This window comes from Actimicrobium antarcticum (assembly GCF_039536745.1).
Classification (GTDB): Bacteria; Pseudomonadota; Gammaproteobacteria; order Burkholderiales; family Burkholderiaceae_D; genus Actimicrobium; species Actimicrobium antarcticum.
This window is the reverse complement of sequence record NZ_BAAAZE010000016.1, coordinates 72,421-92,393: the sequence shown is the minus strand read 5'-3', so window position 1 is coordinate 92,393 and position 19,973 is coordinate 72,421. Positions and strand designations below refer to the sequence as shown.

Genomic DNA, 19,973 nt, shown 5'->3' with positions numbered 1-19,973 from the left:
TTTGGGATCATGCGCGAACTCACTATTCCATCCCTCTGCGTGAAAGACCGCCACGCCATCGACCGTTTTGGCGCCAGAGCCACTCTGACTCACTCGAGTACTGTCGTGCCTGCGCAGGAAGTTATACGGACGAAGCCGAACGTGTACACCGTGGGTTGGCATAAGCCACCTGGTGCGCCAACAGCAAAACTTGCTGGATGCGCTGCTGCGCCGCTGCGCCGCTGGCTGGAGGATTAAAAGATGGTGCGTTCCGACATACCGAAATCTGTCTGGCATGCCAGGCTTGGTGCCTATCTTCCGCAACGCATTAGCTGGCGACTGGCGCTGGGATTCGGGTTGATGGTCGTGATGATGGTGTTAACCCTGGGGCAGGCGACGCTGCAGGGATACTCCCAAGCCAGTTTGAATGACCACTTCGCCACAACCGACTTGCCACGCATGCTGCGTGTGCAATCGCTGTCGCTACAGACCGAAGGAGTTGGCATCGCGCTAACGCGGTTGGTCTATGCACCACGCGAAAACCGGATCGCAGAATACACCGATATCGACGCCCGCAACCGCCGTATCGACGGCATCATCGAACTACTCGCAACAGAGTTGATGGATACCGATCAGGAAACCACCCTCAAGCGCCTGCAAGCATGTCGCGCCGTGTACGCCGAAGCATTTATCGACACCGCCGACGAAATCGAAGGCAACAATTTACCAGCGGCCACGGCGCTGCTGCATGACCGGCTCAATCCGGCACTTAAAGCGATGTTGGTGGAGTCGAACTCCTTGCTGCAACGTGAGCGCGGCCGTATCGAAGCCCAGGTTGAACAGGCTCGGCATCACGTTGAACAGGTTGCATTGTGGCGTGCCATCGTTTCAGGCGTTGCCATTGCACTGGCGATCGGATTGAGCGTAGGAACAGCGCGCAGCGTGGTTAATCCGCTGACACAAATCGAAGAAGCAGCCCAACGTATCGCCCGGGGCGACTACGCCAGCAGAGTGTCCTCGACGGGCACTCAAGAGGTGGATCGTGTAGGACACGCGCTCAACAGCATGACGCAAGCGGTAGTCCGGCACCAGCACGAACTACGACACTTGGCGTTTCATGACCCTCTAACGGACCTTCCCAACCGCGCCATGCTGTTGCAGCCGGACGCATCAGGCGCAATGGTCGGAAACAGCGTGGCTCTGATGGATCTGGCCCGCCTGAAAACTATCAACGAAACTCTCGGCTATGCCACTGGCGATACTGTAATCAAGGCGATAGCGTTGCGCATCAATGACGTTCTGCAGGGCGCTGCAGAAGCGGATCTGATTGGTCCGCAACCGGTGCTGGCGCGAATTTCAGGTGGCACCTTTGCGCTGGTGTTCAACGCGCCAGACCGGGACAGTGTGGATCAGTTGCGCGGGCGTATCGAGGTAGCGATGGCAGCACCAGCCGTCTGCAATGGTCACAGCGTTGACCTCAACCTCGCTTTTGGGCTGGTCGCGAACAATCACAATGCGCCGCTACAGGCGATGGACGCGCTACTACGCAACGCCGAAGTGGCCCTGCATTCGGCCAAGCGCGCTGCCTTGGGGTTTGCGTGGTACAGCGAGGCGCAGGAGGCGGCCCGGCTTGGGCATCTCAACCTGCTTTCCGATTTGCGGTTGGCCGTTGCGACCTCGCAGCTGCAAATGTGGCTGCAGCCCAAGTTCTCGCTCGTCACCGGCAGCGCTGTGGGTGCCGAAGCGCTGGTGCGATGGCAGCATCCCACACGCGGCTTTGTGTCGCCGGCCGAGTTTGTGCCCTTTGCCGAGCAAACCGGCTACATCACGTTAGTAACTGACTGGATGCTGGACCAGGCTCTGCATACCCTGGCGATTTGGCAAACCAGCCACCCCGAGCTCAGCATCGCCGTGAATGTCAGTACACGCGACCTTCAGGACAAGGATTTTGCACAGCGCGTCGTCAAAAAACTCACTGCCAGCCGTGTGCCAGCCCACAGCCTGCGACTGGAGATTACCGAGAGCGGGCTCATGAACGATGCGCAGCACAGCATTTCCCTGTTGCACGCCTTGCGCGAGATTGGTATGCCACTTTCCATTGATGATTTTGGTACCGGCTATTCGTCGCTAGCCTACCTGCAACAAATGCCGGTCAGCGAACTCAAGATAGACCGCAGTTTCATTGACGGCGTGGATACCCAGCCGGGCACCCAAAAACTGGTCAAAGCCATGATCGAAATGGGTCATGGGCTGGACATGACCGTGACCGCAGAAGGGGTGGAAACGGAGGCCGAGCGCGCCACCATCATTCGATTGGGTTGCGATGTGATCCAGGGCTATTTGACCGGCCGTCCGTTACATGGCGTCGCCTTGCAAGCATGGTTTGACGGCCTGCCAACTTAAAGGAATTACTGTGAAACTTGATAAAAACTCCTCATTGCGCCGCTATTAACCGCGCTGGTCATTTTCTCCATCGGACAAGCCACGCTGTTCCTAGTCGGGAGAGAAAGCAGCATCGTGGAAAATACCGTGCTTTCTCAATCTGATGACTACCGCACTTTAAGCAACGCGCAGGAGCAGATGAGCCAGATTCACACCAGCGTCTATCGCAATCTGGGACTGATCGGATCCATGGACCAGCAAAAAATTTCAGCCCTGCGGCAAGACCTGCGCCAACAACTCACAGGTTTCAAGCGCGTTGTTGAAGGCGCGTCCGGTCTGGCACAGCGAGATACGGAATCAGCCGCTGCAATATCCAGCCTCGCCAGACTGGCCGACACCTACGCTGGCCAGATCGACCTGGCCATCAGCAGCTCATCGGCAGAGACCGGCGCCGGCGCAGGATTGTCTGTCATGCGCAGCGCAGACACCACCTTCGCACAATTGGCGCAAGCCATGCGGCTATTGATCGTGCATGTCGACGACTTGTCGGCAGCAGTGATCGTCACTGCACAACAGCGAGCCAGAAATATCAATGTGCTGCTGACCCTGATTGGGCTGAGCGCAGTCGCAACGTCGGTAGGCCTGAGCTGGCGCGCACAGAAAAAAGTCGTGACGGAAATAAAAAGTGCCAGCGCCATCGCCCGCGAAGTCGCTCGGGGCAATCTTGGTCTTGACATCAAGAGCAGCCGCGATGACGAGGTTGGTGACATGACCCGGGCGTTAGGAGAAATGTCACGGCAACTCAGCAAAACCATGTACGAAGTACGCAGATCGGCCGAGTCGATGCAGGTAACCAGCGCGGAAATATCGGAAGGTAACGACGATCTCAGCAATCGAACGGAGCAGGCCGCCACCAACTTGCAAACCGCCGCTTCTTCCATGGAAGAGTTGACTCGCACCGTTTCACAAACCGCCGACGCTGCACGCCAGGCGAATCAACTGGCTAACCTGTCTGCCGAGGTGGCCGCACACGGGGGTACCGTGGTGGCAATGGTAGTCGGCACCATGGACGGAATCAACACCAGTTCACGCAAGATTGCGGACATCATTGGCGTAATCGACGGCATCGCATTCCAGACTAACATCCTGGCACTCAATGCCGCGGTTGAAGCGGCGCGCGCGGGGGAACTAGGCCGTGGCTTTGCTGTCGTCGCCACTGAAGTGCGTAGCCTGGCAGGTCGCTCTTCCCAGGCTGCACGCGAGATCAGGGATCTGATCGGCGCCAGTGTCGACCAAGTTGAAGCTGGCTCGATGCAAGTGAGCGATGCCGGGAAAACCATGGCCGAGATTGTCGGGTCGGCTCAGCGGGTCGCCGAGATCATTGGCCAGATTACCCTGGCTGCGTCGGAGCAGAGTGCCGGGATTCATCATGTTAATGACTCGGTCATGCAACTGGAACAGATGACTCAGCAAAACGCGGCACTGGTTAAACAATCTGCCGCAGCGGCAACCAGCCAACGCGAGCATGCCAACCGGCTGGTGCAGCTGGTTGGCAGTTTTCGGCTTGGGAGTGACGTGAGTGTTGATCTGCGCGCGCAAGTCCGACAAGTAACCATGTCGTTGACTACCTGAGCGGAGAAAAGCTACCGGGGCGGTACGCGGCTGACCGGTCACGCCATACCGTAGCGCGTGATAGTGCACTGCACAATGCTTTAAGTGCGCTGTCTAACTGAGTCGCGCATCGCTATCGCCTAACCTAGGCCGATCCAGCATAACCGGCAAACCATCATGTTTTCTCTCTTCAAAAGCCTATGGCGAAGTAACGTCCGAAAAATCGGCAAGGTCGGGCGCAAACAGACCAACAAACTCGTCAAGGCGCTGCTTGCTCCGACACCTCTGAAAAAAACCGCGAGGAAATCGGTAGCGGCGAATACCACTGCGATCAAGCCAGCTACTGCAAAAACAACTGACAGCGTCTGGGGACGCTCGACCTTCGTGTCGAAAGCCGGCATAGATTCCGTGCCCGGCAGACGCATGGAGTACTGGCTCTACCGTCCCTCCGCAATGACTGCGCCAGACGCTGCAGCTGCAGGCACGCCATTGGTGGTCATGCTGCATGGTTGCGAACAAACCGCTGTCGAGTTCGCGCAAGGCACGCGCATGAATGCGCTGGGTGAAAACAAGGGGTTCGGAGTGCTCTATCCGCAGCAATCGGCGCGCGCGCAGCGCAACCGTTGCTGGCCGTGGTACCGCAAGGATATTCAGGATGGTGGCGGCGAGGCGCGTCTGATTGCGGCCATCATCGAACAGGTCGTCAAACGCCATGGCTTCGATCCGGCGCGGGTATACCTGGCCGGCTTGTCGGCTGGTGCGTCGATGGCCCACATCATCGCATTACGCCATCCGCAACTGATCGCGGCCGTTGGACTGCATTCGGGAACGATCTTCGGCGCAGCCAGCACCAGCGTTGGCGGCTATGGCGTGATGCAACGCGGCGGCCTGAAACTAGTCGGCACAGCGATCCGGGAGGTAACGGAGGCGTCAATAGAGACTTTCCCTGCGATGCCGGCAATCCTGATTCAGGGACAGCTGGACACCGTAGTTCGACCGATCAATTTTCATCAATTGGCGCAGCAGTTTTGCCAGCTCAATGGCCTGACAAACGAACAGCGGCAACCCGCCAGATTCAGCGCAGGCGGGCGCAGTGCTCGCTCGGCACATGCGTTCGAGACCATCGATTACCGCGTCGGAAAAAAGACCATGTTGCGCCTGTGCGAAATCCGGCAACTCAACCACGCGTGGAGTGGCGGCGATCCCGAGTTGCCATTCAACGAGCGTAAAGGACCGGATGCGAGCCGGATGATGTGGAATTTTTTTGCGCCGCACCGACGTGTGCCGGCCGCGGCGACCGCGCGCTGATGCGCACTATCTGCACAATGTGCGCCGCCTCGCTTAGCCCGGTCAATCGCTGCCAGAGTGATTGACTGTACCGGCGATCTGCCTATACTCCATCCATACAGATGGTTTATGGATGGCTTATGGAGGGTACATGGCAGAAAAAAGTAGCACATCGCAGACCAGCTACGCGGACGATGCACTGCGCACCATCGACATGGTGACGCCGGAGCAACCTGCTCCGCGCATCGCCGAAAGTGAAAAAATCACCATCAACCTCGGCCTGATCGACCTGGGCCAGATCGACTTGCTGGTGCAGGAAGGGTTCTATTCCAATCGCACCGACATGATACGCACGGCGATTCGCAACCAGCTGGGGACGCACGCAGACGTCGTACGGCAAACCGTGGCACGCAAGAGCATGGTGCTGGGTTTGCATCATTTCTCCCGCAGCGACCTCGAAGCAGCGCGTGCCTCCGGTCAAAAACTCGACATTCAAATTCTCGGCATGGCCAGTATTGCGACCGATGTTAGTGGCGAACTCGCGCTGGCGGCCATCGAATCGATCACGGTCCTCGGTGCGCTGCATGCAAGCGCCGAGGTCAAACGTGCATTGGCCGGCCGAATCAAATAACTCGTATTTAAAGGACACACATGAAAATCAATATCGACATGCTCGACGTAATGCGAAAAGCGACCAGCCTTTTGAAAGAAGGCCAGAAAGGCAGCGCAACCGGTCTGATCCAGCAGGTGCTGCAACGGGTGTTGCCGGGCGCTCAACCGCAACACCAGCCCGACCAGCCTGTGATGAAGGACATCAATCCGCCGCCTCCAGGACGGGAATCCTCGGCAAAAGCACCCTACACGGCACCGTCGGCGGACGCCGAGGCCAACCCGCAATCCGCGGGGATGAATGCCGGCGTTCCGGCGTTTGTTGCGGATCTGCTGGAACGTTTTGGCATCAACACGCCGGGCGGTAGTCCTCAGCCGAAACACGGCGATGGCCCCAGTCCTGCGGGTGGCCAGTTTCTGTCGGAGTCGCTGACGAATGCCGCCGGCACGCGCAAGTACAAACTGTATGTGCCGCAGGCTTACACCGGACAGGCGCTGCCGCTGGTGGTCATGCTGCATGGTTGTACCCAGAACCCGGATGACTTTGCCGCTGGCACCGAAATGAATGCACAGGCCGAGCAGACGCCGTGCTTCGTGCTGTATCCGGCCCAGTCCGAATCGGCGAACACCTCGAAATGCTGGAACTGGTTCAAGGCGATCGACCAGAAACGCGAACAGGGCGAGCCGTCCATCATTGCCGACATCACGCGCAAGATCATCGCCAGCTACAACATCAATACCAAACAGGTGTATGTCGCCGGCTTGTCGGCAGGTGGCGCGATGGCGGCGATCATGGGCCACACTTATCCCGATCTGTACGCCGCAGTCGGCGTGCATTCCGGCTTGCCGTTCGGCGCAGCGACGGATCTGCCATCGGCGATGCAGGCAATGCGCTCCGGCATGAACGCGGCGCGTGCAGCAACATCATCGAATCGGGATGCGCTGCCTATTATTGTTTTCCATGGTGATCGGGACAGCACCGTCAGTCCGCGCAATGGCGAGCAACTGATCCAGCAACAGGTTCGCGCTGGCGGTCGCGCGTCGGTCGAAACCGGCAGCGTTCCCGGCGGTCACACCTATACCCGCACCCTGCATGCCACCAATGACGGCGCACCACTGGCCGAACAATGGCTGATTCATGGCGCCGGTCATGCCTGGTCGGGCGGCAGTAGCAAAGGCACCTACACCGATCAGCGCGGACCGCAAGCAACCCGCGAAATGATGCGATTCTTCGCCACGCAAACGCAATAGCGCATTCGACCGATGGTGCATCAGGTTGCGCCATCGGCTTTCTTCCCATGTCAGGAGACCGACTTTGATCCATGAATTACGCATCTACCATTGCGCACCGGGGCGACTGCCCGCGCTGCACCAGCGTTTTGAAACCACCACGCTCGCCTTCTGGGAAAAGTACGGTATCCGGCAAGTCGGCTTCTGGACCACGCTGGTCGGCTCCAGCAACCAGACCCTGACCTACATGCTGGAGTGGGACAGCCTCGCTGACCGCGAAACGAAGTGGAATGCGTTCGCCAGCGATACCGACTGGATCGCCAAGCGTGCTGCCAGCGAGGCCGAAGGTATCATTGTCGAACGTATCGACAACCAGTTGATGGTACCGACCACGTATTCGGCGGTGCGATAAGCCAACGGCCACGATGTCGTGGCCGTTGGCTGGCATGCAGCTCCGTGCGTCATGCAGAGCACTCGAAGGATTTCTTACAGCGGCGCTTGCGGCACCCCGTGGGTCTGCTCAGACAATACTTCCGGCTCGTCGGTCTCGACGGCGTCCGGATGATCGAGAGTCTGCTTGAGCTTGGCCATGTCAACATCGCCAGTCCATTTTGCAACCACCACGGTCGCTACGCCATTGCCGATCAGATTGGTCAGTGCGCGTGCTTCCGACATGAAGCGGTCTATGCCCAGGATCAGCGCCAGGCCCGCAACCGGCACGCCGCCCACCGCCGACAGGGTCGCCGCGAGTACGATAAAACCGCTACCGGTGATGCCCGCCGCACCTTTCGACGTCAGCAGCAACACGGCCAGCAAAGTGATTTGCTGCATCAGGGTCATCGGCGTATTGGTGGCCTGGGCGATGAACACGGCGGCCATCGTCAGATAAATCGCGGTGCCATCGAGGTTAAATGAATAGCCCGTTGGAATGACCAGACCGACCACCGATTTCTTGACACCCAGGTTTTCCATCTTGGCCATGATGCGTGGCAGGACCGACTCCGACGAGGACGTACCAAGGACGATGAACAATTCTTCCTTGATGTACTTGATGAATTTCCAGATGCTGAATCCATGCGCACGGGCGATAGTGCCGAGTACGACAAAAATGAAGAGCAGGCAGGTGCCATAAAACGTCCCCATCAGTTTGCCCAGCGACACCAGCGAACCGACACCGTATTTGCCGATCGTGAATGCCATGGCACCGAACGCACCGATCGATGCAAATTTCATGATCACGCCAACGATACCGAACAGGATGTGCGAGGTCTTTTCGATAAAGTCGAACACCAGCGTGCCACGGCCACCGACACGATGCAGCGCAAATCCGAACAGGATCGAGAACATCAGTACTTGCAGGATTTCGCCTTTGGCAAATGCATCGACCACGCTGGTTGGAATGATATTGAGCAGGAACTCGGTGGTCGTTTGCAATTTGCCGGGTGCGATGTAGCTGGCGATGCCTTTGGTGTCGAGCGATGCCGGATCGATGTTCATGCCGGCACCCGGCTGGAACAGATTCACCATGACCAGGCCCACGACCAGCGCGACGGAGCTGACTACCTCGAAATACAGCAGAGCCAGACCGCCGGTCTTGCCGACCTTTTTCATGTCTTCCATCCCGGCGATACCGATGACGACGGTACAGAAAATGATCGGCGCGATGATCATTTTGATGAGCTTGATGAAGCCATCGCCGAACGGCTTCATGGCGGCACCGGCTTCAGGATAGAAATGACCGAGCGCAACGCCGATCACGATCGCGGTCAGGACCTGGACGTACAGGGATTTATAAAAAGGCTGGCGCGGTATTGCGGTGTCTCCGGTAAAAAAGCGGGCAATTCACAAAAAGAAGTGGCGCATTCTGACGGCCCGAGGAACTATGTTCAATATCGGATTTCCACATTCACTTCGACAAGATCGTTGGACTCATCAGCATGCGCCGCATGGTCAGCGTCCGGGTAGCAATCACAATTTCGCGCATGAAGAAACAATAACTGCCGATCAATGACAGCATACCGAGCACAAACAGCGCTGCAATGAATTTACCGAAACCGAGGTTGAACGCATCCCCGATGAACAAGGTCGCAATCACGAGACATACCAGCAAGGCACATGCCGTTGCGAGGGAAATGGCTGCGTTGATCAGATGCGCGCGCTGGTAGAGAACGGCAATCTCGACCGCATCGTTGGGGTCAACCTGCACGACCACATGCATCCGCTCCTCCAGCTTGCGGGACCGATCGATGATGCGGGACAGGCGATTGGTCAGCACTACCAGATGAGTACCTACACCCGTCAGAAGAAATACCGGGGCGATCGCAAGTTGAATGATGTGGCCGACGTCGCCGAGCTGGATTTCCATAATTTTTTTTGGGAAGAATCGATTGATGAAAATGGTCGGCTGGTTGATGGATTTGCTGCCATGCTGCGCGCACCAGAAAGAAGTCACGGAGGGTAACGTAAAAATCCGGGCACTGCCGGATCGACGCAAGGCCAGAACCGAAACGGTAGTTTATCGCCACAGGTTCTATACTCGCTGGGCTAACGCGATTGTTCTGCGCCATCTCAAAAGAATTTCCCGCCACCAGAAAAAGGAATGACCCATGTTACTCAACCAAAAAGTCGCCGTGATTACCGGTTCCGCCAGCGGAATCGGCAAGGAAATTGCATTTGAATATGCCAGGGAAGGCGCCCGCGTCGTCATTGCAGACCTGGCACTCGATGCCGCTCGCGCCACCGCCGACGAAATCAACAAGACCGGTGGCACTGCCATGGGAATCGCCATGGACGTGACCAGCGAAGAGCAAGTTGACCAGGGCATCGCTGCCGTCGTCGCCGCCTGGGGCAGCGTCGATATTCTGGTCAGCAATGCTGGTATCCAGATCATCAGCCCAATTGTCGACCTGTCACTTGAAAAGTGGAAAAAAATGCTGGCGATCCATCTGGATGGCGCCTTCCTGACCACACGTGCGTGCATGCGCGCGATGATTGCCAGCGGCAATGGAGGCAGCATCATTTACATGGGCTCGGTCCACTCCCATGAAGCATCGCCGCTGAAAGCGCCGTATGTCAGCGCCAAGCATGGCTTGATTGGCCTGGCCAAAGTAGTCGCCAAGGAAGGTGCCAAAAACAATATCCGTTCCAACGTGATCTGCCCAGGCTTTGTACGTACGCCATTGGTGGACAAGCAGATTCCGGAACAGGCCAAGCAGTTCGGCATCAGCGAAGCCGACGTGATCAAAAACGTGATGTTAAAAGATACGGTCGATGGTGAATTCACGACCACCGCCGATGTCGCTCGCACAGCAACTTTCCTGGCATCCTTCCCGACCAACGCATTGACAGGACAATCGATCGTGGTCAGCCATGGTTGGTTCATGCAGTAATCTGCTTGCCTGATACCGAGGCCGAACCTGCCGGGTCCGGCCGCGGTACCAGAATTTTTTTGTAGCCGGCGCTGACCTCCCACAGCCGGTTTTGCCCAATACGTCCCGTTCATTTCCTACCTTCAGTTCCCGTTCGTCACTCCCGTTTTTATTCTGCCCGGCAATGATGCGTGCCTGCCACACGCGGCGGATAAATTGCAAATTCGATATCAACCCTTGATACCATCGGCCGTCGCTTTTACGGAGACTAGCCCGGCATTTTCACTTCCATGAAACACGATTCCGCGCATGACAGCAAAGCAATTACACGCTTCTGCAGGATCCTGATGCATCACCTATTTCCCACTAGTCCATGCAACCCATTCCGCACTTTTCAACCACGTCCGGCACGCAATATCTGAAGACGCTGATGGTCGGCGCCATGCACTATGCGGGATGGCTGGTGCTTCTGCTTTCACTCGGCGCAACGGCATTACTGGTATCCGTCATGCGTAGCAGTGAGCATCGTATTGCAGTGATCAATACCGAACAGCAAGCCCGGCAGGTCAGCGCCAGCCTGCAATTGCAATTCGCTGGAAGTATCCAGCTCTTGCGCAGTACCGCCGCGATGCTGATGCTCAATCGCATCGTCCAGCGACACACCTGGACCGCTTACCAGCAGCAACTGCTCGGACTCGGTTTGCCAAATGGTCTGCAACAGCTCGGCTATGCGCAACGCATCAGCGGCAAAGAAAAACAGGCGCTGGTCAATGCAATGCGTAGTGACGGCCGCGCCGACTACCGTATCCATCCGCTACACACCGGTGACGCATTGACACCGGTGGTATACGTCGCGCCCGAGTCCGGGCTTGAACTCAGCGCGCCGGGCTTCGACCTGTTATCGGACCCGGCAATTTCGTCCCTGCTCGATCGTGCTACTGACACCGGCTTGATGGTGCTGGGCAGCACCCCGGATCGATATCGCTTGCGGCAGCCGTCCGGTTCTCGCGACGTATTGATGATCTTGCCGGTTTTCCCGGGCAACGCTATCCCGACGACGCTTGGCCAACGTCGAAAAAACCTGGTCGGCTTTGTCTTCGCGGTCTTGCAGATCAACGACGCACTACTTGGACTCACCGACCTGCCGAAGCCGCGCATCGCCTTGCGCGTTTTCGATAGCGCACAACGCACACCGCAATCGTTGCTATACCAGAGTGCCATTCGCGACATGAGCAACGCTATCGAGCTGATGTCTGTCGCCCTGGTCGACCAGATATGGACCATCGAAGCTGAGGCGCCGCGAGGCCCCTTTGCCGGCGGCAAGACGACACTCGTTGCAGCAGGAGGTTTGCTGTTCAGCGCTTTGCTATTCTGGCTGTGTCAACTAGTCCTGCGACATCGTGCATTGGCAGGCAAACAAGCACACCTGACCGCCCAGCAAATCGGCCAAAGTCAACTTCAACTTGCCGCGATCACCGCGCTGAGCAAGCAGGCGATCATCACGTTCGATCGCAAGCAGCGTGTCATGGTATTCAATCCCGGCGCGGAACAGCTGTTCCAGACCAGCAGCGCCAGCATCATCGGAGTGCATCTGTCACGTTTGCTACCGCACCGCCTGAAGGGAGCACAACCGATTTCCGTGACCACACTGAATGCCACAAAACTGGCCGCCTATCGACTGCGCAACGAGAACAGTCAGTTGGCACGACGCGCTAATGGCGAACTGTTTCCATTTGAAGCGACCATTTTCCGGACTGGTAGCTGGACCGCTCCGCTGCACACCATTCTTCTTGACGAGTTACCTGGAACAGCATTACCAACGACATCAATGTCGGCGGAGGCAATACCTTTGACGCAGGAAAGCATCGACCAGACGCAACGGCAATTACAACACCGGATCGCCACACTCGACAGTCTTCGAGAAGGCCAGCAAAAATACCTTGCCCAGGAAATGCACGATGACTTCGGCCAGTTGCTCGCGGCGATGAAGATCGATCTCGATGCCCTGCATCTGCGATTGCAAAAAACCGACGGCAGCCTGATACGCCAGCTCGACGGGCTGCACGAATTGGTCGATGCGATGGTGATTTCGGTGCGACGCATTGTCGCAAACCTTCCACCGAAACTGGTCGAAGAATATGGCTTGTTCAGAGCCCTCGAACTGCTGCTCGACGGGCACGCCAAGCGACACCGGATCCACTGTGACCTGCAGGTTCCGGCGCCCCTGCCGCACATCCCTCCGGGTCTTGCAACACCGATCTATCGCCTGGTCCAGGAAGCGTTAAGCAATGTGACCAAACATGCCGCAGCAAGCACCGTGCGCATCCAGATCGATTACGCCGCCAACGAATTACTATTAACGATGGCTGATAACGGCAAGGGAATCAGCAACCAGGATCGCGAAAAATCGGGATCGTTTGGCTTGATCGGCATGCAGGAACGTGTGTTTGCACTGGATGGCTCGATGCAGATCGCGTCCACTATGGGAGGTGGGGTCGTCATTACCATTTCGATCCCTGTCAACAAAATCGATGCATGATCGAACTCGTCACGCCCCGTGCCTTTACAACGAGACTACTCCGTGGAAGGGTGCTTCCCGTCCCACATTCTTCGCGTAGATACAGTCCTGCTTTGTGATTTATCAATTACCGAAAATGTGTTTCCGGTAACTTGTCTGCTGACATTCGAGACCAGCATCGTGGATAAATGGCTTCGATCACTAAAAAATAGCGGAGATCGTACTGCCATGCTGAATCACCATCCCATTGACACGCACCACGCAGTTACTTTATCCGAAGGCAGAGTTGACGGAATGCATTACCCCCGGGATCGTATCGCCGGAGCGTCCGAGCGCATTGCGACGGCAAAACGTTTTCCAGCTGATCGCCTCGGCTCCTGGTTGTCAGCAATCGTACAATCGTCGATGGACGCTGTCATTGTGGTCGACGCCGCCAGTCAGATCGTACTTGCCAATAGCGATGCAGGTGCATTATTTGGCTATGGGGCATCCCATCTTGTGGCCCACCAACTGGACGTCTTTCTACCCTTATCCCCGTTTCCGATACATCAATCTTCTTTGCCAACGATCAGCAATAAGCGACAAGCAAGCCGTCGCTTGTGTATTCGCTCGGAAGCAACCGGACGACATGCGAACGGCAGTACGTTCCTTCTGGAAGCCTCTATCTCCAGCGTCATCATTCGTGGTGAACTTTTTTTTCCGATTGTCCTGCGTGTGCAGAAGGACATTGCCATTACTGCCCTGGATTTGCATTATGTCGACAAAAAATTTCGTACTCGGGCAGTAGCCTCGCAGCAAGCTTGCGAAGTCGAAAAACGTCGCTTTTCTGAAGTGCTGTACGGCGATCTCGGACAGAGTCTGAGCGTACTCAAGCTTGATATGGATTGGCTGCAGCATGAGGTGATTTCGGAACAGGCCACGGCGCAGCATTATGTCGCGCAAATGCAGACGACACTCGACATCCTCATTGCGCGAACAAAGAGTATTGCATCCACGCTGCGTCCACCGTTGCTGGATGATTTCGGACTGATTGCAGCATTGCAGTGGATCACGAGTGACTTCCCAAAAAAAACCGGCATCCTCTGTAAGTTGACGACCCACTGTCCGGCAATGGCTGCAAGTGGCACGATTGAATCGGCGGTTTTCAGACTGGTACAAGAAAGCTTGCTCAATATTGAGCGTCATGCGTTTGCGTCCGAAGTATCCATTTTCCTTTGGCAGGACGATTCGACGCTCGATGTGTTGATTCAGGACGACGGTATTGGACTGACTGGCGGATCACGATCCAAGCCAGGATGTTATGGATTGATTGGCATGCAAGAACGCATCTATACTCTAAACGGGTCTATCAGTATCAACAACATCGAGGCGAAAGGCTTGGCCATACATGCTTCGATTCCACTGGTACCCCACTAGTCAAGCCACCCCTTCTCGCCAAGCCTCCAACGAATGATCCGACTACTAATTGCTGATGACCACACCATCATGCGCGAAGGACTGAAGAGAATTCTCGATGGAGCAGACGATATTGAGGTGGTCGGCGAGGCTATCGACGGCTTTGAAGTTCTCACACAGGTACGCAAAGGCGGCTTCGACCTGTTGATGCTTGACTTGTCGATGCCCGGCCGTAGCGGAGTCGAACTAATACGCCAGATCAAAGACGAGGCCCCAAAACTACCTATCCTGGTCCTCACAATGCACGAAGAAGAGCAATACGCCATTCGTGCAATTCGTGCAGGTGCTCGGGGTTACCTGACCAAGGAGAGTGCCGGAACGCAATTGCTCAGCGCCATCCGCAAAGTCGCATCAGGACGTCCTTACATCAGCAATGAAGTGGCCGAGCAATTGGCGATGGATGCGATGCCTTCTGATGAACATTACCCGCACAAGAAGTTGTCTGACAGGGAATTCGAGGTATTCAGCATGCTGGTCAACGGCAAAAGTATCACTGAAATTGCCGACCTGCTGCATCTGAGTGCCAAAACTGTCAGTACGCACAAGACACGCATCCTTCTTAAAATGAGCATGACCTCATTGGCGGAACTTGTGCAATATGCCGTCGCATTTCGTTTGCTCAAACCGTTCAAAATTTAGCAGCGCCACCGGTCGCCCTCGATGGAGGCATCAAAATGCAAAAGTAGTTAGCGAGGAGCAGCTATAGCAGCGTCCGTAGCAATCGGTTCTACAGGACTTCAGTGACGTGAGCTTCACGAATACTCCTGCACCAGACTCTCAGCGAGCGATATGGTCGGACTCATCGTCTGACCGGCACTTCAAGCGTCACCATCTGCATCAAACATTGGCCTCAAGCGCCTAAAAAGTAGGAAAAACCCTACAACAAGAATCAAACTACCTACCTTCGCATTCAGCGCATACCGATAGTAATTGGTCATGCAGGTTGCCATAATACTAACTTGTAACAAGCACTTACAACCCGAAAATCTACTCCATGACGAAATTTCAGGTCTAGAAAACAGGGTGCCGAGTGGCATGAACCCAGATGCTTTCAGGCCACATATTAATGAAATGGAATTAAAAATATTGCATTAGTAAAAATATTGAATTAGTAAAAATATTCCGAGTTTGGCACATCACTTTTTTTAAAGTTTATTTAGTCATGTAAATGTCAACTTGGCCCAAAAACAATGTGCGCCTCACCCAATTGGGCGAATGTGCATCAGGAGTTCGTGATAAGTAAGGTAGTCGATCAGATGTCGCTGGCCTAATGCCATTCGTCCCCATGCGATAGACAGGTATCGACCGCCATCTTCTCAACATCTCCAAGAGACAAACGGCAGAGTCGCCTGTAATGCGTCTCTGCAAAAAGTGGCGCGAAATTCAGGAAAATTGTTTTTCAATTTCGGTCGCCGTTCCCGTGCTGCACCAATGTCGGCGAAGCAATTCGCTGCATTCATAAAGTTTGTCTTATCCTGGAATAGGAGCCGGTTATGTCGTCAACTCAAATACTTCCCGTCCGAACGGAATCGACCCCGCCCGCGTTAAATGCATCCCCACTCGAAACTGGTTGGCAACGCCAGGGTAAGCTTTGGTCCAATCTGAGGGAACTATGCGAAGTCCTGCGTATTCCCGCGTCCTCCGCGTCGCTGATCGCTGACGAAGAATTGTTATTCCAGCATGTCCAATTCAAAACTGGACAGCGTATTCACACTATTGGCCAGCCGTTTGATGCGTTATACATAGTCCACTCGGGCTTTCTGAAGACAGTCTTGATTGATGAGTTTGGTAATGAACAGGTACTCAGCTTTCCCATGAAAGGCGATCTGTTCGGCGTTGATGGAATTCACACACGTCGCTACGCATCAGAAGCTGTCGCCCTGTCAAACTGTGATTTAATTTTGTTGCCATTCAAGAAGCTGACTGCCCTCGGCAGAATCCACCTAGAATTCGAACACTCGATTTATAGCGTCATGAGTCGTGAACTGGTAAGGGAGCAGGCAATGATCAGTATGCTCGGCGCCCTTAGCGCTGAGGCACGGGTGGCGAGATTCCTGGTGTCGCTATCCGACAGATATGCCGACATGGGGTACTCAAGCCGTCTTTTCAATCTGCGCATGACGCGCCATGAGATTGGCAGCTATCTCGGATTGACTCTGGAAACCGTTAGCCGTACGCTTTCAGCATTCAACGAAATCGGATTGATCACCGTCGATCAGCGCTCCATCGGTATTAAGGACCCGGAAGCGTTAAAAACATTACGACGACTTCCGCCATCGAGTGCGCGCGCAAAGCAAGTCGCCTCAAGAAAAGCACGACAGCAGCCACGTGAGGCATCTCAGCGATCTGGCGCACCTTGCGAGGCATTTCCGACAGCGGTGTGAGCCAGTCGCAGGAGGAACGGCTAAATGTGAGGTCGTTGCGTGGAATCGATTGCACGACAAATTTCAGTCCTTTGCTGTGGTCAACTAATTTTGGACACGACGATAGGGTTTTTTGCTGCCATTTCCCGCTCGTAGACGGTAGGTAGCAGATTTCCCAGTACTGAGTTTGCCGCTCACAGTTGTAGAAGCTGACGATGTCATTCCTGGCCGCGGTGTGATTGGCGCATTGGCGCTGCCAGACACGCCCCACCTTGAAATTCGAGAAGAATCGTTCGGCGATGGCGTCAGAGCAATGCTCTGACGTCCAGCAATTTCCTCTCCTGCCCATGCTGCAAACGAAGCCTTGCTCATCCACAATATCTTGGTAAGGCGCGCTGGCACATTGACTGCCGCGATCGGAATGAACAATCAGCTCCGGCGCCGGTCGTCGCTATTGAATCGTCATATTCAAGGCATCCCAGACCAACTCGGCCTGCATGGTCGGCACCATATTCCATGCAACCATGCGTCGGGCGTACAAATCCAGCACGATTGCCAGGCAGAGCCATCCGTAGCCCGTTCGCGTGAGGGTGATATCGGCGACCGAAGCCGTGTTCGGTGCAGCCGAGTTGAATTGCCGACTCCGTATGCTGGCGGCGATTGGCAGTTCGTGATTGCTGTCGGTTGTCTGGATAAATTTCCACATCCAGACTGGCTTTAACAGATCTTTACGAATCAAATTACGCACCTTGTACTGACCAATCTGGAGAACGTAATTCTCCATGGCCGTGAGCAACCGACGACTGCCCTAGCTTTGATGGCTGGCCGCAGAAGCTACCTTGAGGTGCACGCTGGTCTTGCATAAAAGTGGCTTTACAGAACGACGAAGGATCCCGTATTAGCCGGATCGACTTACTGACAGGACACGCAACTGTGCGTGACTGAAACGGCCTTCTTCTGGAAGCCACGAACGACTTGATAAATCATTTCAGTTCGCGGGCAAGAAGGTCGAAGCTTTTTTAACAGGTCAACGTCTCCCTTGCGCTGGCGATTCTCCTGTTCGCGCTGTCGGATATGTTGCTCCTCGGCGGCGAGCGACCTGCCAATACCTGGGTGACCACTTTGCTCCTCGCCGTACCGCGTCAACGATCGTCGGATCGCGGTGGATTCGGTGTCCATCGACTCGCTGACGTTTTGAACGCTCAATCCTTGGTCTTTGATCATGCGGACCGCTGCACGTTTCAGGTTCGGGTCGAATGTCTTGCCTTGCTTTGCCATGTGAACTCCTGAGGTGGTGATTTTCCACCTGTTGGAGGGTTACGGGCAACTGAGACCACTGCACTCGGTACAGACGCGATCAGGCAGACAGCTACCTCCTTCGGCAACAAGGACGCCCTGTTTACCAGCGAAGTCGGTGTCGTTCGCGGCTTCCTGACTACTGTCCATCCCCCGTTTTTTGATGTCCGTCCCACGAATTACGCGGTTCGTCGCAATGGCATGGTGCCGACAAATGTTTCTGCCTAAAGTGCTCTCATCGCAACCAATCACAACAAAGGAAACCCGATGAACACATTCCATATTCTCAAGATCATCACCCTGCTCACCCTGTGCAGCACCCAGGTCCTCGCCGCTGACCGCACCGCGACGACCTCCGCCAGCCAGGAAAAAACCATCGTCCTGCCACAAATAGTTGTTATAGGGAAGCGTTTGAGTCAGATTGAGAAAATCCGATTGACCCAAGCTTTGCTGCAAGATCGCGAGCGCAAGGAAGTCGTTGTCGTAAAACTGGCTGGCCGTAAAGGCTGAAAAGTGCTGTAAAACCAGGCACGCAGCCCGTCACTTTCCGCCAAGGCCACGTTACACTGGCACCCGATTCATCATAGCAATCACCATGACACTGTCCCAATGACTCCGATCTCAGGCGCAACAACCAAACAATTTCTGGCCACGCTGTCCGACAAATTCCGGCAGGCGTTCGATACGACCGCCACTTGGGTGACACAGCTATCGTGGTGGAAATTCATCCTGTTCGCCATCCTGGTTTTAACGGCTGGATCGATCATGCAGGAAACCTTGTTTTCTTCCAGCTCGCCCGACGTGCGTTCGGAAAAACACGGTAGCGGCAAAGTAACCCACGGCCGATCAAAATTGATCGACGACGGCGATTCCGACATCCGGATTGATGCCACCGGTATTCACATCACCAAAAGCAAGCCTGCGACCGCCTCGCCACCAGCCGTGCCAGTCATTCCGGAAACACCCGCAACGGACGCCAACGCGGTCACCGCAACAAGTCCTGCCACCGGCGACGTACATATCAGCCTGCCTCCCGAAGTCAGCCGGGAAGTACAGGATGTCATCGCAGATGCAGTCGACGACGCCGCAGCACAGAAAGTGGAAACCTATCGCGAAAAATCATCTGACTGGTTCATGAATTTTGTTCTGCTGCTGATACTTGGCCTGTTCGGTACCAAAGCACTCATGGGTGGCAAGAAGCGCGCTGAAGCACAAGCTGTAATCGCCAATGCGGCTGCCGAACGCGAAGCCATGCAGCGCCAGGTCAGCGAAGCACGGATGCAGATGATGCAGGCGCAAGTTGAGCCGCACTTCCTGTTCAATACGCTGGCATCGGTCGAGCACCTGATCGAGACCGATCCACCGCGCGCAGCGCGCATGCAGCACAGCCTGATCCTGTATCTGCGCGCCGTGTTACCGCAAATGCGCGAGAACGCGCCGATTACCAATCTGGGTCGAGAAGTCGACATGGTCCGGGCTTATCTCGATCTGCTGAAAATGCGCATGGAAGAGCGGCTGATCGTCGATTGGCAGATTCCGGATGGCCTGCGCAGCGCCGCATTCCCACCGATGATGCTGCAATCACTGGTCGAAAATGCCATCAAGCACGGCCTGGAATCAAAAGCAGATGGCGGCACACTGCGCTTGTCGGCAGAGATCGCCGACAGGGTGTTGCGGGTATCCGTCACCGACACCGGACTCGGCTTTGGCGCCATTGCCAGCGACGGGACCGGACTCGGCTTGCAAAGCATTCGCGAACGGCTCAAGCTAATGCACGGTATCGAAGCACAATTGATCATTGTGCCAAACCCGGTGGGTGGCGTAATTGCCACGATCGAAGTCCCTTACACGTTGGCAAAATAACTCTTCGCTACA

General features: G+C 55.6%; 17 protein-coding genes. 13 read left to right on the top strand and 4 right to left on the bottom strand.

Annotation, left to right across the window (positions count from 1 at the left end):
• The first annotated feature begins 240 nt into the window (after positions 1-240).
• The 6 genes from ABD720_RS18655 to ABD720_RS18630 all read left to right on the top strand — a co-directional run bounded on the left by ABD720_RS18655 (position 241) and on the right by ABD720_RS18630 (position 7,510).
• Entirely contained in the window at positions 241-2,382 is a 2,142-nt protein-coding gene (locus ABD720_RS18655) for a putative bifunctional diguanylate cyclase/phosphodiesterase (RefSeq protein ID WP_344765670.1), read from the top strand.
• 177 nt (positions 2,383-2,559) lie between these two features.
• Complete coding sequence (locus ABD720_RS18650) at positions 2,560-3,993, top strand: methyl-accepting chemotaxis protein (protein ID WP_344765668.1); 1,434 nt, start codon at positions 2,560-2,562, stop codon at positions 3,991-3,993.
• Between the two features lie 156 nt (positions 3,994-4,149).
• The gene (locus ABD720_RS18645) at positions 4,150-5,280 is read left to right on the top strand and encodes an extracellular catalytic domain type 1 short-chain-length polyhydroxyalkanoate depolymerase (protein WP_344765666.1); all 1,131 of its coding nucleotides are present in this window, start codon (positions 4,150-4,152) and stop codon (positions 5,278-5,280) included.
• Between the two features lie 193 nt (positions 5,281-5,473).
• Entirely contained in the window at positions 5,474-5,890 is a 417-nt protein-coding gene (locus ABD720_RS18640; protein ID WP_344765847.1) for a CopG family transcriptional regulator, read from the top strand.
• Between the two features lie 20 nt (positions 5,891-5,910).
• Positions 5,911-7,119: an extracellular catalytic domain type 1 short-chain-length polyhydroxyalkanoate depolymerase gene (locus ABD720_RS18635; RefSeq protein WP_344765664.1), complete on the top strand. Its 1,209-nt coding sequence runs from the start codon at positions 5,911-5,913 to the stop codon at positions 7,117-7,119.
• A gap of 64 nt (positions 7,120-7,183) precedes the next feature.
• Complete coding sequence (locus tag ABD720_RS18630) at positions 7,184-7,510, top strand: NIPSNAP family protein (protein WP_344765662.1); 327 nt, start codon at positions 7,184-7,186, stop codon at positions 7,508-7,510.
• 74 nt (positions 7,511-7,584) lie between these two features.
• Here the strand turns inward: ABD720_RS18630 and ABD720_RS18625 are convergent, their stop codons facing one another.
• Together ABD720_RS18625 and ABD720_RS18620 are read right to left on the bottom strand one after the other, a co-directional pair.
• Positions 7,585-8,910 (bottom strand): dicarboxylate/amino acid:cation symporter, encoded by a 1,326-nt coding sequence (locus ABD720_RS18625; protein WP_344765845.1) that lies wholly within the window; start codon positions 8,908-8,910, stop codon positions 7,585-7,587.
• A 94-nt stretch (positions 8,911-9,004) separates the two neighbouring features.
• Positions 9,005-9,463, bottom strand: a complete 459-nt coding sequence (locus ABD720_RS18620; protein ID WP_344765843.1) for a DUF2721 domain-containing protein — start codon at positions 9,461-9,463, stop codon at positions 9,005-9,007.
• A 241-nt stretch (positions 9,464-9,704) separates the two neighbouring features.
• Between ABD720_RS18620 and ABD720_RS18615 the strand changes: the two genes are divergently transcribed.
• The 5 genes from ABD720_RS18615 to ABD720_RS18595 all read left to right on the top strand — a co-directional run bounded on the left by ABD720_RS18615 (position 9,705) and on the right by ABD720_RS18595 (position 16,823).
• Positions 9,705-10,487: a 3-hydroxybutyrate dehydrogenase gene (locus ABD720_RS18615; RefSeq protein WP_344765660.1), complete on the top strand. Its 783-nt coding sequence runs from the start codon at positions 9,705-9,707 to the stop codon at positions 10,485-10,487.
• 352 nt (positions 10,488-10,839) lie between these two features.
• Positions 10,840-13,005, top strand: coding sequence for a CHASE domain-containing protein (locus tag ABD720_RS18610; RefSeq protein WP_344765658.1), 2,166 nt, complete (start codon positions 10,840-10,842; stop codon positions 13,003-13,005).
• Between the two features lie 207 nt (positions 13,006-13,212).
• Positions 13,213-14,400 carry a sensor histidine kinase gene (locus tag ABD720_RS18605; RefSeq protein ID WP_344765656.1) on the top strand — a complete coding sequence of 396 codons (1,188 nt, stop codon included), beginning with the start codon at positions 13,213-13,215 and terminating at the stop codon, positions 14,398-14,400.
• Positions 14,401-14,433: 33 nt separating this feature from the next.
• On the top strand, positions 14,434-15,078 hold the full coding sequence (locus ABD720_RS18600) for a response regulator (RefSeq protein ID WP_344765654.1): 645 nt from the start codon (positions 14,434-14,436) through the stop codon (positions 15,076-15,078).
• Positions 15,079-15,932: 854 nt separating this feature from the next.
• Positions 15,933-16,823: a Crp/Fnr family transcriptional regulator gene (locus ABD720_RS18595; RefSeq protein ID WP_344765652.1), complete on the top strand. Its 891-nt coding sequence runs from the start codon at positions 15,933-15,935 to the stop codon at positions 16,821-16,823.
• Between the two features lie 430 nt (positions 16,824-17,253).
• Here the strand turns inward: ABD720_RS18595 and ABD720_RS18590 are convergent, their stop codons facing one another.
• The gene (locus tag ABD720_RS18590) at positions 17,254-17,598 is read right to left on the bottom strand and encodes a hypothetical protein (protein ID WP_344765651.1); all 345 of its coding nucleotides are present in this window, start codon (positions 17,596-17,598) and stop codon (positions 17,254-17,256) included.
• Between the two features lie 116 nt (positions 17,599-17,714).
• Positions 17,715-18,080 (bottom strand): transposase, encoded by a 366-nt coding sequence (locus ABD720_RS18585; protein ID WP_344765649.1) that lies wholly within the window; start codon positions 18,078-18,080, stop codon positions 17,715-17,717.
• A 285-nt stretch (positions 18,081-18,365) separates the two neighbouring features.
• Here ABD720_RS18585 and ABD720_RS18580 point away from each other — a divergent pair, with 285 nt between their 5' ends.
• Together ABD720_RS18580 and ABD720_RS18575 are read left to right on the top strand one after the other, a co-directional pair.
• Complete coding sequence (locus tag ABD720_RS18580; RefSeq protein ID WP_344765648.1) at positions 18,366-18,608, top strand: hypothetical protein; 243 nt, start codon at positions 18,366-18,368, stop codon at positions 18,606-18,608.
• A 99-nt stretch (positions 18,609-18,707) separates the two neighbouring features.
• Positions 18,708-19,961: a sensor histidine kinase gene (locus tag ABD720_RS18575; protein ID WP_344765647.1), complete on the top strand. Its 1,254-nt coding sequence runs from the start codon at positions 18,708-18,710 to the stop codon at positions 19,959-19,961.
• Positions 19,962-19,973 lie beyond the last annotated feature (12 nt).